The sequence below is a fragment of the Aliivibrio thorii genome (assembly GCF_057368585.1).
Genome location: NZ_CM170654.1, coordinates 2179225 through 2194805, shown reverse-complemented (window position 1 = coordinate 2194805; position 15581 = coordinate 2179225). Strand labels below are relative to the sequence as shown.

Annotated in this window: 13 protein-coding genes; 5 read left to right on the top strand and 8 right to left on the bottom strand. The window is 38.9% G+C overall.

All coding sequences use genetic code 11. The annotated features are described in order from the left end of the window. Positions 1 to 19 precede the first annotated feature (19 nt). Complete coding sequence (locus tag AC2IP4_RS09925) at positions 20 to 1474, bottom strand: aminoacyl-histidine dipeptidase (RefSeq protein WP_486310223.1); 1455 nt, start codon at positions 1472 to 1474, stop codon at positions 20 to 22. 827 nt (positions 1475 to 2301) lie between these two features. Here AC2IP4_RS09925 and AC2IP4_RS09920 point away from each other — a divergent pair. From AC2IP4_RS09920 to AC2IP4_RS09900, 5 genes are all read left to right on the top strand, one after another. After that, complete coding sequence (locus tag AC2IP4_RS09920; RefSeq protein WP_375321981.1) at positions 2302 to 3594, top strand: NCS2 family permease; 1293 nt, start codon at positions 2302 to 2304, stop codon at positions 3592 to 3594. 37 nt (positions 3595 to 3631) lie between these two features. Beyond that, positions 3632 to 4090: a xanthine phosphoribosyltransferase gene (gpt, locus tag AC2IP4_RS09915; RefSeq protein WP_045101484.1), complete on the top strand. Its 459-nt coding sequence runs from the start codon at positions 3632 to 3634 to the stop codon at positions 4088 to 4090. A gap of 143 nt (positions 4091 to 4233) precedes the next feature. Then, positions 4234 to 5475: an esterase FrsA gene (frsA, locus tag AC2IP4_RS09910; RefSeq protein WP_375321982.1), complete on the top strand. Its 1242-nt coding sequence runs from the start codon at positions 4234 to 4236 to the stop codon at positions 5473 to 5475. Between the two features lie 163 nt (positions 5476 to 5638). Next, positions 5639 to 6748 carry a glutamate 5-kinase gene (gene proB, locus AC2IP4_RS09905; protein WP_105054233.1) on the top strand — a complete coding sequence of 370 codons (1110 nt, stop codon included), beginning with the start codon at positions 5639 to 5641 and terminating at the stop codon, positions 6746 to 6748. 14 nt (positions 6749 to 6762) lie between these two features. Continuing rightward, on the top strand, positions 6763 to 8019 hold the full coding sequence (locus AC2IP4_RS09900) for a glutamate-5-semialdehyde dehydrogenase (protein WP_375321983.1): 1257 nt from the start codon (positions 6763 to 6765) through the stop codon (positions 8017 to 8019). A 111-nt stretch (positions 8020 to 8130) separates the two neighbouring features. On the opposite strand, the gene lipA is transcribed toward AC2IP4_RS09900, so the two are convergent. The 7 genes from lipA to mrdA form a co-directional block, all read right to left on the bottom strand. After that, a complete protein-coding gene (lipA, locus tag AC2IP4_RS09895; RefSeq protein ID WP_486310222.1) occupies positions 8131 to 9096 on the bottom strand; it encodes a lipoyl synthase in 966 nt (321 codons plus the stop codon). Further along, positions 9089 to 9766 carry a lipoyl(octanoyl) transferase LipB gene (gene lipB / locus AC2IP4_RS09890; protein WP_375321985.1) on the bottom strand — a complete coding sequence of 226 codons (678 nt, stop codon included), beginning with the start codon at positions 9764 to 9766 and terminating at the stop codon, positions 9089 to 9091. The genes lipA and lipB overlap by 8 nt, the downstream gene beginning before the upstream one ends. Positions 9767 to 9914: 148 nt before the next feature. After that, positions 9915 to 10184 carry a DUF493 family protein YbeD gene (gene ybeD, locus AC2IP4_RS09885; RefSeq protein WP_105054234.1) on the bottom strand — a complete coding sequence of 90 codons (270 nt, stop codon included), beginning with the start codon at positions 10182 to 10184 and terminating at the stop codon, positions 9915 to 9917. A gap of 155 nt (positions 10185 to 10339) precedes the next feature. Then, positions 10340 to 11515: a serine hydrolase gene (locus AC2IP4_RS09880; protein ID WP_486307085.1), complete on the bottom strand. Its 1176-nt coding sequence runs from the start codon at positions 11513 to 11515 to the stop codon at positions 10340 to 10342. A gap of 260 nt (positions 11516 to 11775) precedes the next feature. Continuing rightward, positions 11776 to 12582, bottom strand: a complete 807-nt coding sequence (locus AC2IP4_RS09875; protein ID WP_375321987.1) for a septal ring lytic transglycosylase RlpA family protein — start codon at positions 12580 to 12582, stop codon at positions 11776 to 11778. After that, complete coding sequence (gene rodA, locus AC2IP4_RS09870) at positions 12582 to 13703, bottom strand: rod shape-determining protein RodA (RefSeq protein WP_486307086.1); 1122 nt, start codon at positions 13701 to 13703, stop codon at positions 12582 to 12584. The genes AC2IP4_RS09875 and rodA overlap by 1 nt, the downstream gene beginning before the upstream one ends. Continuing rightward, on the bottom strand, positions 13703 to 15580 hold the full coding sequence (gene mrdA / locus AC2IP4_RS09865) for a penicillin-binding protein 2 (RefSeq protein WP_486310221.1): 1878 nt from the start codon (positions 15578 to 15580) through the stop codon (positions 13703 to 13705). The genes rodA and mrdA overlap by 1 nt, the downstream gene beginning before the upstream one ends. Position 15581: the final 1 nt, after the last annotated feature.

Sequence of the window (15581 nt, the reverse complement as noted above, 5' to 3'; positions counted from 1 at the left end):
TTTATTACTAATGAATGGATTATTTCTTAGGGATGTTCTCTAAGATAGCAACCATCTGTTCCCAGTAAAGAGCTACTGTATCAATTTTCACTTTCTCATCTGGAGAGTGAGGGAACTTGATTGTTGGGCCAAATGAGATCATGTCCATTTCTGGGTAAGGTTTCTTAAATAAACCACATTCAAGACCTGCGTGAATAACCATGATATTTGGTTTGTTACCGTAAATTCCTTCATAAACATCACGGAAAACATGCATGATTTCAGAATCAGCATCAGGCTTCCAACCAGGGTAAGTTCCTGAGAAAGTAACTTGTGCACTAGCCAGTTCAGCAACAGAAGTAAGCATTCCTTCAACCATGCTGCGGCCAGAGTCCATTAGTGAACGGATAAGACAAAGAATAGTAACCGAATCTTCATCTGTTGTAATAACACCAACGTTTAAAGAAGTTTCAACGACACCTTCAATGTCATCGCTCATACGGATGACACCGTTTGGACATGCATTAAGAGTAGCAATAAAGCGTGCTTGAGTTACTGGAGTTAGTGTATTTTTAGCAGATGCAGCTTCATTGAATGTTACAATATTAGTTTCAACTCCGCCTAATTCTTCTTTTAATAACTCAGTATAAAAACTGAATAATTCAGATAGCTTAGCTTCGTTTTCAGCAGGAACAGCCACTGTTGCAAATGCTTCTCGAGGAATAGCATTACGTAAGCTACCACCACGGAATTCTACAAGGCGTAAATTAAGTTCAGCTGCGTGCCCAGCAAGGAAGCGCCCTAGTAACTTATTTGCATTACCGCGGCCAGTGTGAATATCACAACCAGAGTGACCGCCTTTTAAACCTTTTAATGTAATTTGACGAGTAACATAGCCTGTTGGTAATACTTCACGTTCAATATTTAGTTTGATAGCACCATCAGCACCACCAGCACAACCCATGTAGATCTCACCTTCTTGCTCTGAATCTGTGTTTAAAAGGATATCACCTTCTAACCAACCAGCTTCTAAGCCAAAAGCACCAGTCATGCCTGCTTCTTCATCAATAGTCAGTAAAACTTCAAGAGGGCCGTGTTTTAGCTCGTTTGAGGCTAATACAGCAAGACAAGAAGCCATACCCATACCGTTATCTGCACCAAGTGTAGTTCCTTTGGCTGTGACCCATTCTCCATCAATGTAAGGTTGAATTGGATCTTTAGTAAAGTCATGGTCTGTATCTTCATTTTTCTGTGGAACCATGTCTATATGAGCTTGAAGAACCACACCTTTACGATCTTCCATTCCTTCGGTTGCTGGCTTTTTAATGAAGACATTACCTGTAGGATCACGACGAACCTCTAAACCTTCATTTGTTGCCCACTCAATAATATATTGAGCTAATGCTTCTTCATATTTAGAAGGGTGAGGGATTGAACAAATTTTGTCGAAAAATTGCCACAGTGGTTGAGGGCTAAGTTGAGTGATCTCTGACACAAGGATCTCCTTTTTAAAACAATATTTATTTAGAAATGCTCTATTAACGTGAGCAATTGATTATTAATTTAACTTCAGTATACCCCTGAATTTAGTCAATTACTCTGTTTGATATTGTAATTACATTATCAGATTTTATGAAAGCATAGGGAGAATATCTTTATTTCTTTAATCACAAACGATTACGTAACAAAATTACATTATCAGTGTGTTATTTAGGCTTTCTTGTTATTTTGTGTGAGCTGAGTCATGTTTTTGTTGTAATTAAATTTCATGGTGATATAGTTATTCAACCTGCTTAATAGCGGGAAGTAAATGCTCAAAGGATGAGTCCGATTTATCGCCTCCAAGGAACCGAGATCAATTTTATTGTTTTTAACTGTCAATTGATAAGGTGATGTTATGTCTTTTTTAAGTTCTTCAAGTTTCTGGAACCAACGCTCTGTTTACACAAGTCAATTTGTTTACCCAGCTTGCTTTGGTTACTAATAAAACTTCGGTTTTATGCGTAAAGTAATACCCCTATAATTGGAATTCTATTTTACCCAACTAGGGTGACTTATATTCTCCGCCATCCATATCATTTGGGTGGCGTTTTTTTTGCCTTTAAATAATTTCTTCTCTATCCTTTTCTTTTTTAATTGTATTTATCCGTTTGATTTAAATGATAAATATAACTTAACTAAAATTAGTGTATTCACTTTATTTACCATAAGCTCATTAAATGGGTAACTATCGCTAGAAATTCATATAATTCCTCTTTATAATCCTCAGCCAATCGATTACGCAAACGTTTAGATTGCAAAAAAACTCTAGGAATTACTCAAATGCTTGAGAAACTATTTCAACTAAAAGAAAACGGTACGGATGTTCGTACTGAGATTATTGCAGGGTTAACGACTTTCTTAACCATGGCTTATGTCATTTTTGTTAACCCAGCAATTTTAGCTGATGCGGGCATGGATAAAGGCGCTGTATTTGTAGCGACTTGTATTGCAGCTGCAATTGGCTGTTTTATTATGGGATTTGTTGCTAACTTTCCAATTGCTCAAGCGCCAGGTATGGGGCTTAATGCCTTTTTTACTTATACCGTGGTTCTTGGTATGGGTCATACATGGCAAGTTGCATTAGCTGCTGTGTTTATGTCAGGGGTTTTATTCATACTATTAAGTTTGTTTAAAATTAGAGAGTTGATTATTAATTCAATCCCTCTTTCTCTACGAACAGGAATTTCAGCTGGTATCGGCTTATTTCTTGCTTTTATTGCCTTAAAAAATTCAGGTATCGTTGTCGATAACCCAGCAACACTTGTTTCAATGGGGCATATAAATAGTTTCCCTGCTGCAATGGGGGCGTTGGCTTTCTTTTTAACGATTGCACTGGTTCACCGTGGTTATAAAGCAGCGGTTATGATTGCAATTTTAGCAGTAACGGCTATTTCACTACTTTTCGGTGATGCTCAGTATGCCGGTATCATGTCAATGCCACCAAGTATCGCACCTACATTTTTACAATTAGACTTTTCTAGTGCGTTTGAACTTAGTATGTTAACGGTTGTTTTTGCTTTCTTATTTGTTGATTTATTTGATACTGCTGGAACGCTAGTTGGTGTTTCTCAAAAAGCAGGGATCATGGATAAAGATGGTAATATTCCACGCTTAAATAAAGCATTATTAGCAGATTCAACAGCAACATCTGTTGGTGCGCTTCTAGGTACATCAAATACTACGTCATATATTGAAAGTGTTGCTGGTGTCGCCGCTGGTGGTCGCACAGGTTTAACTGCAGTTGTTGTTGGTGTGTTATTTCTTTTGGCTTTGTTTTTCTCCCCTTTAGCGGGGATGGTTCCAGCTTATGCTACTGCTGGTGCATTGTTTTATGTCGCGATTTTAATGATGTCAGGTCTTGTGAGCATAGATTGGCGAGATCTTACTGAAGCAGCCCCTGTTGTTGTGGTATGCTTGCTTATGCCTTTAACCTTCTCTATTGCTGATGGTATTTCTTTGGGCTTTATCTCTTATGCTGCAATCAAATTATTAAGTGGTAAAGGTCGCGATGTTCATATCAGTGTTTGGGTTCTTGCTGCACTATTCACGCTGAAATTTATTTTTACGGCATAGTCGTTGATGATTGTGTCACTTAGAGGTTTTGTCAATTATGGCTAATAAATTTGTAATTACTTGGGATAACATGCAGATGTACACTCGTCAGCTTGCTGAACAGTTACTTCCTGCGGAACAATGGAAAGGTATTTTGGCTGTGAGCCGTGGTGGCCTAGTACCAGCTGCTATTCTAGCTCGTGAGTTAAATATTCGTTACGTTGATACTGTTTGTATCTCAAGTTACGATCATGATCATCAGCGTGATATGACGGTTGTTAAAGCAATGGAAGGTGACGGCGAAGGCTTCATCATCATTGATGATTTAGTTGATAGTGGTGATACGGCGGTTAAACTACGTGAAATGTACCCTAAAGGTAAATTAGTAACAGTATGTGCTAAACCAGCAGGTATTCATTTAGTTGACGCTTATGTTGTCGATATTCCACAAGATACGTGGATTGAGCAACCATGGGATATGGCGGTAACATACGTAGATCCTATTTGTAAAAAGTAATTGAAATCAAATTGATAAAAAATGACTCTCTTGTAGGGTCATTTTTTTTGTTTGGCGTTTGATTTTATTGTGAACGGCGTATTTCTCTTAGGTCTTTCAGTATATAGTAAAGGCAATGAACCTTTGTATTATTGGTGTTGGCTATGTCTCAATCTGAAAGTGAAAACCTCTCCGTAACGTTATTTAAAAACCAGAAGCAAGCCTTAGAGACATCAGGTCTCGTTCCTTATCTTCCAAGTAGTTTAGAAAAAGTTTCTGCAAGTGGTGAAAGAAGTTGGTATCGCGAACTTCGTCGTCCACAGTGGATTTGGCAGGGGGTTGACCCAATAGAGTTGGAATCTATTCTTTCGAGAATAGCAAGCAGTGATAAAAATCGAACTCGTGATGAATGGTTAGATACAGTCAGTGGCTACCATAGCGGTAATTGGGCTTATGAGTGGATCCATGCAGGAACAGAACATCAAAAAAAAGCAGCAGAATTAACGGGCGATGAGGCTGCTGAGGAGTGCTTTAAAGCCAGCTTATATTTTAGCATCGCTGGTTATCCACATATAAAAGGGGATAATTTAGCAACGCAAGCTCAGGTTCTTGCAAATAAAGCATATGACATGGCTGCACAGCAAACGTCTCATCGAATAGAGAAAATTCAAGTGCCATATAAGGGCAAAAAAATAACCTGTTATTTGCACTTACCAAGTACAGAAAAACCGTTACCAGTTGTCATTGTTAGTGGTGGAATGGATTCATTACAAACAGATATGTGGCGACTGTATCGTGACTTTCTTGCGCCAAATAATATGGCGATGCTAACGCTGGATATGCCATCGATTGGCCACAGCTCTCATTGGCCATTAACGGAAGATTCTAGTTGTTTACATCAAGCTGTACTAAACCATTTACCGAATATACCATGGGTTGATCGTTTTCATGCGGCGGTAATGGGATTTCGATTTGGCGGAAATGTAGCGTTACGCCTTTCTTTTTTAGAACCGGATAGATTAAAAGCGTGTGTGGCTCTTGGTGCTCCGATCCATCATATTTTATCTAATTCAGCACAATTGAAGAAAATGCCTAAAATGTACTTGGATATTTTGGCGTCTAGATTAGGCAAGCAAGTAGTTGATATAAATAGCTTAACTAGCCAAATGCAAGCGTGGTCTTTAAAGAATCAAGGTTTTCTGTCTGGTGGCCGTAAAACGTCAGTATCGGTTCTTTCGATTGGTTTGCAAGGTGATCCTGTCTCTCCTAAATCAGATAACAAACTTGCGGCTTTATTTAGCCAGTATGGTAAAGGTATTGAGTTAAAAAGTAAGACCTTGCATAGTGGTTATGAAGAAGCGTTAAATCAGATGATTGAGTGGATAAAAGAAGAAATGAAGCAATAATCTGACATTTTATTTCTCTTATTAAAGTGAAATATCATTAAATCGTATTTTTGGCTTGTACTGTTCTGATTTGCTTGCTAAAAATAGGGTGTTTTTCCATTATTGTTACGATGAATATATTTTCGTAACTCAAAACATTATTAGTTAAATAGGTAGTAGGGAATTGAATACACAATCTCAAACCATAGTCGTTAAACTTGGTACAAGTGTACTCACCGGTGGCACATTAAAACTTGATAGAGCTCATATGGTTGAACTTGTTCGCCAATGTGTTCATCTTAAAAAGTTGGGCCACCAAGTTATTGTTGTTACATCTGGAGCGATTGCTGCTGGTCGTGAGCATCTTAACTACCCCGAACTACCCAAAACCATGGCCAACAAGCAGTTATTGGCTGCAGTTGGTCAAAGTTGCTTAATTCAAGCATGGCAAAGTTTATTTGCAATCTACGGCGTTGATGTTGGTCAAATGCTGTTAACTCGTGCAGATTTAGATGACCGTGAGCGTTACTTGAATGCTCGTGACATGCTTAAAGCACTACTTAAAAATAACATCGTTCCTATTGTGAATGAGAACGATGCGGTAGCAACAAATGAAATTAAAGTAGGTGATAATGATAATCTATCTGCTTTAGTGGGGATTCTTGCTGGTGCTGATAAGTTATTATTGTTGACTGATCAGTCTGGTCTATTTACCGCAGATCCGCGTAAAGATCCAAAAGCTGAATTGATTAAAGAAGTTCACACTATCGATGAAACATTACGTAAGATTGCAGGTGGTAGTGGTACTACTTTAGGTACTGGTGGCATGGCGACTAAATTGCAGGCAGCAGACATTGCACGCCGTGCAGGTATTGAAGTCGTTATTGCTGCTGGTAGTGCTGAAAATGTTATTAGTGATGTAGTGCATTCCAAACCACAAGGCACAAAATTCTTACCGGTTGAATGTGCCCTTGAGAGCCGTAAGCGTTGGATTTTGGCTGGCCCTGCCTCTAATGGTAATATCGTAATTGATGACGGTGCAGTTAATGCGGTACAGCAAAAAGGCAGCAGCTTATTGAGCAAAGGGATTACCTCTATTTCGGGGTCTTTTGTCCGTGGTGGCGTTGCTAAGATTGTAAATACTAAAGGTGAGCTTATTGCCCGTGGTATTTCTCGTTACTCAAGTGACGATTTAAATAAGATTTTAGGTAAACACAGTCAGGATATTTACGCAGTATTAGGTTACGAGTATGGGCCTGTAGCTATCCACCGTGATGATTTAGTACTGATTTAGTAAAGGGATATAGTGTGAATTTAACGAATATGGGTCAGGCAGCAAAAGCCGCTGCTTTTGATTTAGCGGTTGTACCAACAGCCCAGAAGAACAAAGCATTAGCGATTATTGCTGATGAACTTGAAGCGAACAAAGAAGCGATTCTTGCTGCGAATGCAAAAGACATTAGTGCAGCGGTAGAAGCGGGTATTTCAGATGCAATGCAAGATCGTTTATTACTAACAGAAGAGCGTTTAATCGCTATTGCTAACGACGTTCGTAATGTGATTAATTTGAATGATCCTGTTGGCAGTGAAATTGACAGCAAAATGCTTGAAAACGGCATGTCGCTTTCGCGTCGCCGTGTACCAATTGGTGTTATTGGCGTAATTTATGAAGCACGTCCAAATGTGACGATCGATATCGCTTCGTTATGTTTAAAAACAGGTAATGCGAGTATTCTCCGTGGTGGTAAAGAGACGTTCTTTTCTAATATGGAGTTAGTTAAGGTGATTCAAGTCGCTCTTGAAAAAGCAGGTTTACCAGCTGCGTCAGTACAATATATTGAGAAACCAGCTCGTGAATTAGTTTCTGAATTACTGCGCCTTGATGATTATGTAGATATGATTATTCCACGTGGTGGTGCTGGTTTACATAAAATGTGTAAAGAAAACAGCTCTATTCCAGTGATCATTGGTGGCTTTGGTATTAGTCATGCGTTTGTTGATGACAGTGCTGATTTAGAAAGAGCATTAGCGGTTGTTGATAATTCAAAAGCACAACGTCCATCTGCATGTAATGCGCTTGATACATTGCTAGTTCATGAAGCTGTGGCTCCACAATTCTTAGTATTGTTAGCAAATAAGATGGCCGGTCGTGTTGAATTAGTTGCTGAACCAAAAGCTTATTCGTTACTGAAAGAGTGTAAAGGCGTGTCATTACGTGAAGCGCAAGACGGTGACTTTGATACTGAATGGTTAAGTTATACGTTAGGCGTAAAAGTAGTTGCTGATGTAAATGAAGCTGCGGCGCACATGCAAACACATAATGCGAGCCATTCAGATACGATCTTAACAAATAATATTGAGTCGGCAGAGAAATTCATTAATACAGCTGGTTCTGCTGCTGTGTATGTGAATGCGTCAACACGCTTTACTGATGGCGCTCAGTTTGGTTTAGGTGCAGAAGTTGCTGTATCTACTCAGAAGCTTCATGCTCGCGGTCCTATGGGCTTAGAAGAGCTAACAAGCTATAAATGGGTAGGTAAAGCGGATTATCTAATCCGTAGTTAATCTTTCTTCAATTAGCATCTAGCAAATAAATAAAAAGGTTGACGTTAAAACGTCAACCTTTTTTATTATTCAGACCCTAGACCCTAGACCCTAGACCCTAGACCCTAGACCCTATTTAACTTCTTCGCCTTTTGCTTGAAGATCTGCATGGTAAGAAGAACGAACAAAGGGTCCACAAGCGGCATGAGTAAACCCAAGATTAAGTGCGATTTCTTTTAGTTCATCAAACTCAGCAGGTGGGACGTAACGTTCAACGGGTAAGTGGTGGCGACTTGGTGCTAAATATTGACCTAGTGTTAACATCGTTACACCATGAGTTCGTAAGTCTTTTAATACTTGAACAATCTCTTCTTTTGTCTCACCTAGGCCCATCATTACACCAGACTTCGTTGGTACTGTTGGATGCTGTTCTTTGAACTTCTTCAATAGATCAAGTGACCATTGATAATTAGCGCCAGGTCTAACTTTACGGTACAAGCGTGGTGCTGTTTCTAAGTTGTGGTTAAACACATCAGGTGGATTTCCATGCATAGCGTCTAAAGCGCGATCCATACGTCCACGGAAATCTGGTACTAGCGTTTCAATACGGATCTCTGGGTTTAATTCACGAATTTCACGATTACAATCTGCAAAGTGTTGTGCACCACCATCACGTAAATCATCACGGTCAACAGAAGTAATTACTACATATTTTAATTTCATGTCTTGAATCGTTTTTGCCAATTTCTTTGGCTCTTCCGCTTCAGGAATAACAGGGCGACCATGAGCAACATCGCAGAAAGGACAACGGCGAGTACAAATAGCACCTAAAATCATAAAGGTAGCGGTACCGTGATTAAAGCATTCTGCTAAGTTAGGGCAAGAAGCTTCTTCACATACAGAGTGAAGGTTATTTTTACGCATTGCAGATTTGATCTCATCAATACGTTTACTGCTTGATGGAAGTTTAATTTTCATCCATTCAGGCTTGCGTAATACTTCTTTTTTCTCGGTTGGCATATTTTTAACTGGAATTAATGCCATTTTGTCGGCATCGCGGTATTTCACGCCTTTTTCCATTTGAATTGGCTTACTCATGATGGCTGCTTTCCGTTATGTACTCAATATCAGTGTAATCAAGTAATGTTGTTAATTGTTTAATTAATAGAGGATGAACATCTTCAACGTGTTCTGCTTTATTCTCTACTGTATCATTTTCTTTTAGTAAATCGTGTAGTTGTATCATTTCCATTCCTGCATATCCGCAAGGGTTAATACGAAGGAAAGGAGATAAATCCATATTCACATTTAGTGCTAATCCATGGAAGGAGCAACCTTTACGGATACGCAGACCAAGCGAGCAGATTTTTCTATTATCAACATACACGCCCGGAGCATCAGGTCGTGCTGCTGAGGTAATATTGAATTGCCCCAAGGTGTTAATCACTGTATTTTCAATATGAGTGACGAGTTCTCGAACACCGATATTTTTTCGGCGTAAATTGATCAATACATAAGCGACTAGCTGACCAGGACCGTGGTAGGTTACTTGCCCACCTCGATCGCTTTTGACAATTGGAATATTACCAGCGGCAAGAACGTGTTCTTCTTTGCCTGCCTGTCCCTGTGTAAATACAGGATTATGCTCTACTAACCAAACTTCATCACACGTATTTTCATCGCGTTCATCAGTAAAAGTATGCATTGCCTTCCATACTGGCTCATAATCTTGTCGGCCAAGGTTTTTAACTATTAGACGCTTGTTCAATAGGATCACACTTGATTTGAAAATTTACGCCAATGATAGCAAGGATAGAAAGGAAGGAATAGGTAAGAAATGTAGGGGTATATCAAAAGTTAAAAATGGTAGGCAATATTTTCTGCTAATTAGAGCGGGTTATTACCTACCAAGTATATTAAAGAACCATGCGAACCATTTCGATTTCTGCTAGCTCTTTATATAGTGTTTCTACTTGTTCAATCGATGTTGCTGTAATGCTTACAGATACAGAGTTGTAGTTACCTTTGCCACTTGCTTTTACTTGTGGTGTGTAATCACCAGGTGCATGACGTTGAATTACTTCAAGTACAAGTACAGGAAGGTCTTCATGAGCAAGGCCAACGGCTTTATAAGTAAAGTTACATGGGAATTCAAGAAGATCTTTTAGCTTTGGTTGCTCTTGCATAACCGTCTCCAATCGAGAGTGGATAAATATTAGAGAGCAATTTTACTGTGACCTAAGTCAGATAACAAGAGTTATCAGTTATCGAGCTTATATCACTAAAAATCGGATACAAAAAAAGCGACCGAAGCCGCTTTAATCAATTAGTTAGCTAGCATTTAGCTTAGCCAACCTTTAAACATTAAAACAATGTAATCAATCAGACGGCTAAAGATACCACCTTCTTCTACATCATGTAGAGCTAGTAATGGGTACTCAGCAATATCTTCACCATCAACTTGGTAGAAAAGTTTACCAACAACATCACCTTTGTAAATAGGAGCTTTAAGCGTTTTTTCTAGGACAAAGCTTGCTGTCATTTTCTTAGCTTGACCACGAGGAAGAGTTACATAAGTATCTTCAGCCACACCTAGAGCAACTTCATCAGTGCTACCCATCCATACTTTTTCAGTAACGAAGGTTTCGTTTGCTTTGTGTGGAGAAACTGTTTCAAAGAATCGGAAGCCGTAATTAAGCAGCTTTTTGCTCTCTGCTTTACGAGCATTACCAGATTTAGTGCCCATAACTACGGCAACTAAACGCATTTTCCCTTCAGTGGCAGAACTTACTAGGTTGTAACCTGCGCCATCAGTATGACCTGTTTTGATACCATCAACATTCATACTTTTATCCCACAATAAGCCATTACGGTTATATTGTGTAATACCATTGTAGGTATATGATTTTTGAGAATAAACACGGTATTCTTCAGGTACGTCACGGATTAAAGCTTGGCCAATAAGTGCCATATCATAAGGAGTAGAATATAGGTCTTTACTATCTAAACCATGAACATTACCAAAGTGTGTATTTTCAAGTTTTAGAGTTTTACCCCAAGCATTCATTAGATCAACAAAAGCATCTTCAGACCCAGCAACGTGTTCAGCCATAGCAACACAAGCATCGTTACCTGATTGAACAATAATACCTTGGTTTAAGTCACGTACTTTAATTGTACTGCCGACTTCGATAAACATTTTTGATGAGCCTGGGAAGTTTTTAGCCCATGCATTTTTACTGATAACAACATCGTCATCCATTGAGATATTACCACTCTCAATTTCTTGACCGATAACATAACTTGTCATCATCTTCGTTAAACTTGCTGGATTCATACGTTCATTCATGTTCTTTTCGGCAAGAATTTTTCCTGAATGGTAATCCATTAGTACGTAACCCTTTGCTGCAATTTGAGGTGCATTCGGGATAACTGCAGGTGCAGCAACGGCAACGGTTGAGCCAAGAATTAAGCTCGATAAAATGATTCGTTTTAACTGTTTCGCTGAATTTTTCATAATAATAACTTTGCACTGTGAGGTAGTGAAACTGAATACATAATAGCAGATTTGAATATCATGACCAGATGTGTAATTAAATAACTGATTTTCTATGAAAAGAAAGCTAATAAAAATTCATAGACGTACGTTTTACTTAAAAGATATCTTATTGTTATATAAAGACAATGCTAATTTAAACTAGTTCAATTAATGCTGTCTTTCTAAATTTTATATGATATCCAGTTACAATATTTACTTAACGTTGACATTCAAGAGGGCTATTTTTTAAGTTCTTGAATTATAAATGCAGAAATGTAGCTACTATTCTTGGCGTCTAATAGTGTTGAGTCTGCAATATCACGATCTAAAAATGGACCTAAACGTACACGGTAAACAGAGTTGGATTTCACAATATTTGTTGGACTATTGAACTGTACTTGGAGTTTCTCAGCTGCTTTTTTTGCTCCATCTTGACTTTTTAGTGCCACCATTTGAATGTAATACTTATTTGGATCTATGGCATTCCATTCGTGGGCGTTTTTAGGTTTATCAACTGAGATATATTCAATTTTCACATTAGCTGTACCTGTTTTTATCACATCTAACTTTGTTGCTGCTGCAAAGCTTAAATCAATAATACGACCTTCATGGAAGGGACCTCGGTCATTAACACGAACAATTGCAGTTTTTCCATTGTCTTTATTCGTTACTCTTACATAACTTGGAATAGGCAGTGTTTTATGTGCCGCACTCATCGAGTACATATCATACACGTCACCATTTGATGTTTTATGTCCATGAAATTTTTTTCCGTACCAAGAGCTTATTCCTTCTTGAGTAAAGCCTCTTGGTTCTTTCACTATTGGGTAACCTTTGCCCAATAAAGTGTAATCTTTATTGCCGTATAAACTTTTCGGCTCATAGCGAGGGTGAGCATCTTCAATGTGTTCAACAGAAATAGGAACATGAGGAGCAATATCACTGTCTATTTGATAGCGGCCCGCATTAGGTTCGTCTTTATTTATCGGTGGTTCAGAAGCACAGCCTGCTAATACCAGAGAGAGTGCGAGTAAAAAAATGCGCATTAATTAGCCTTTGAGTGAACTTTTCTGTGTGTATGAATTGACATGAGAATACCAAAACCAGCCATTAGGGTTACCATTGAAGTGCCGCCGTAACTCACTAATGGAAGTGGGACGCCAACAACGGGAAGAATACCGCTTACCATGCCTATATTTACGAAAATATAAACAAAGAAACTTAATACGATACTGCCTGACATCATTCGACCAAAAGCAGTTTGCGCTTGGCTTGCTAAGAATAAACCACGGCCAATGATGAATAAATAAATGGAGAGTAAAGCCATAACCCCAATTAAGCCCCATTCCTCAGCTATGACGGCAAAGATGAAATCGGTATGGCGCTCAGGAATAAACTCTAATTGAGATTGCGTTCCATGTAACCACCCTTTACCAACTAGGCCTCCTGAACCAATTGCAATTTTTGATTGGATAATATGGTATCCCGCACCAAGTGGGTCTGATTCTGGGTTAAATAATGTTTGTACCCTTACTTTTTGATAGGGACGCATTAAGAAGAACCATAAAATAGGGATAAAACCACCAACGGCCACCCCTGCTGCACAGATTATTTTCCAACTGATCCCTGCCAAGAAAATAACAAAAATACCAGAAGCAGCAATCAGTATTGAGGTGCCCAAATCTGGCTGTTTAGCAATCATAATTGTTGGAACAAATACCATTAATAAAGCACAAAAAAGAGTTTTAACGCTTGGTGGTAGTGGTTTGTTGCCAATATATCTTGCGACCATCAAAGGGACCGCGAGTTTTATTAATTCCGAAGGCTGAAAGCGGACAAACCCAAGGTTAAGCCATCGTTGAGCACCTTTAGATGCTTCACCAAAAAAAAGAACACCTAATAATAAAACAATACCAATCGTAAATAAGTAAGGAGCAGCACCCTCATATGCTCTGGGAGATATTTGGGCTAATACAAACATGACGCCTAATGAGAGAAGCATACGCATCGCTTGTTTATCCATCATCAACAAGCTTTGACCACTGGCACTGTACATAATGACAAGGGCGCAAGCCATTAATAATAAAATACCTAATAGCAATGGTAAGTCGATGTGAATACGGTGAAAAAAATCTCGGTTCTTTCCTGATGCGATATCTACTCTCATTATCTTTTAGTTACCTCTTCTGAATTCGGAAGCAGTACATGGTCAAATACACTACGTGCAACTGGTCCACCTTGTGTTGAACCGCCACCCCCGTTTTCTAGAACGAGTGAAATGATGACTTTTGGATCTTTTGCAGGAGCAAAGCCAGTAAATAAAGCATGATCTCGTAAGCGTTCAGCAATCTCGTCAGCATTATATTCTTGACCATTTAAGCCAAATACTTGAGATGAACCTGATTTTCCTGCACTGACATAAGGCGTACCAGAAAAAATACGTCTTGCGGTACCTTTCGGGCCATTGTTTACTAGAATCATGCCATCTATAGCCAATTGCCAATAGCTGTCTCTAATTCCTTGAATTGGAGGGTATGGCTCTGGTTCAAATGGCGTTTCGGCATTATTACTAACGATTGCTTTTAATAAATGCGGAGCTTGGACTTTTCCGTGATTCACCAGTACTGACGTTGCTTTAGCTATTTGCATTGGTGTTGCTGTCCAATAACCTTGACCTATACCAACTGGGATTGTATCTCCTTGATACCAAGGTGTACGGAAACGAGCGACCTTCCAATCACGAGTAGGCATGTTCGCTTTACTTTCTTCATGAATATCAATGCCGGTGTAATCGCCAAAGCCAAATTTCATCATCCATGCAGATAAACGGTCAATGCCCATATCAAAAGCGATTTGATAGAAGAAAGTATCAACGGATTCTTCAATGGCCTGTTTTAAATTAACAGTGCCATGCCCCCAACGTTTCCAGTCTCGAAATGGTCGGGTTTTTGAGTTTGGAATACGCCAATAACCAGGGTCGTTACGCGTCGTCATTGGGGTGACAATTTTATCTTCTAATGCCGATACAGCAATAAACGGTTTTACTGTTGATGCGGGTGGGTATATACCAAGGGTTGCTCGGTTAACTAATGGACGATCTATGTCATTTAATAAGGAATTGTAGTTTTTACTTGAAATACCATGTACAAATAAGTTTGGATCATAACTTGGACTAGAGACCATAGCTAATACCGCACTTGTATTTGGTTCTAAAACAATCGCAGCACCACGTCGGCCATCAAGTTGTTTTTCAACAAATTGTTGTAATTCAATATCCAGGTTTAATACGATGTTTTTACCAGGGATCGGCGGTACATATTTAAGAGTACGAACAACACGACCACGGCTGTTAACCTCGACTTCTTGATAGCCAGCAGTGCCGTGAAGAACGTCTTCATAATAACGTTCAATACCTAGTTTGCCGATATCACGAGTAGCCTGATAATTCGCGTCTTTTTCTTCACGAGCTAAACGAGCGAGATCGCGGTCATTAATCTTAGCAACATAGCCAAGTACATGAGTAAAGGTTTTACCATAGGGATAAAAACGTTTTAGATAAGCTTTGACTTCAACGCCTGAATATTTGTGTTGATTAACCGCAAAAACAGCCACTTGCTCTTGAGTTAGTTGAGATAAAATAGGAACAGATTTAAAACGGCGAGTGCGGCGACGTTCTTTTTGGAAATCATCAATATTATCTTGAGTAATTGGTAGGATTTTTTGCAATTCTGTGAATAATAAAGGTAAGTTTTTTACTTTGTCTGGGCTGATTTCTAAATTAAAAACAGGGCGGTTTTCCGCTAAAGGAACGTGATTACGGTCAAAAATAAGTCCTCGATTAGGTGCAATAGGGACAATTTTGATTCTGTTATCATTTGAGCGTGTTTTATAATCTTGAAATTCATTGATTTGAATATTGTACAAATTGGTCAATAGTAGACCAATAAGCGCAATGATCCCCGCAAACGAGACTATTGCGCGGGAAGCAAATAATCTCGTTTCGGCGTGATAATCACGAATTTGTGTACGTTTGCGCTTAATCAAC

Bases quoted from the DNA above. Each gene is read 5' to 3' on its own strand.
- AC2IP4_RS09920 (WP_375321981.1), top strand. From the start codon at position 2,302: ATGCTTGAGAAACTATTTCAACTAAAAGAAAACGGTACGGATGTTCGT.
- gpt (WP_045101484.1), top strand. From the start codon at position 3,632: ATGGCTAATAAATTTGTAATTACTTGGGATAACATGCAGATGTACACT.
- frsA (WP_375321982.1), top strand. From the start codon at position 4,234: ATGTCTCAATCTGAAAGTGAAAACCTCTCCGTAACGTTATTTAAAAAC.
- lipA (WP_486310222.1), bottom strand. From the start codon at position 9,096: ATGAGTAAGCCAATTCAAATGGAAAAAGGCGTGAAATACCGCGATGCC.
- ybeD (WP_105054234.1), bottom strand. From the start codon at position 10,184: ATGCAAGAGCAACCAAAGCTAAAAGATCTTCTTGAATTCCCATGTAAC.
- AC2IP4_RS09880 (WP_486307085.1), bottom strand. From the start codon at position 11,515: ATGAAAAATTCAGCGAAACAGTTAAAACGAATCATTTTATCGAGCTTA.
- AC2IP4_RS09875 (WP_375321987.1), bottom strand. From the start codon at position 12,582: ATGCGCATTTTTTTACTCGCACTCTCTCTGGTATTAGCAGGCTGTGCT.
- rodA (WP_486307086.1), bottom strand. From the start codon at position 13,703: ATGAGAGTAGATATCGCATCAGGAAAGAACCGAGATTTTTTTCACCGT.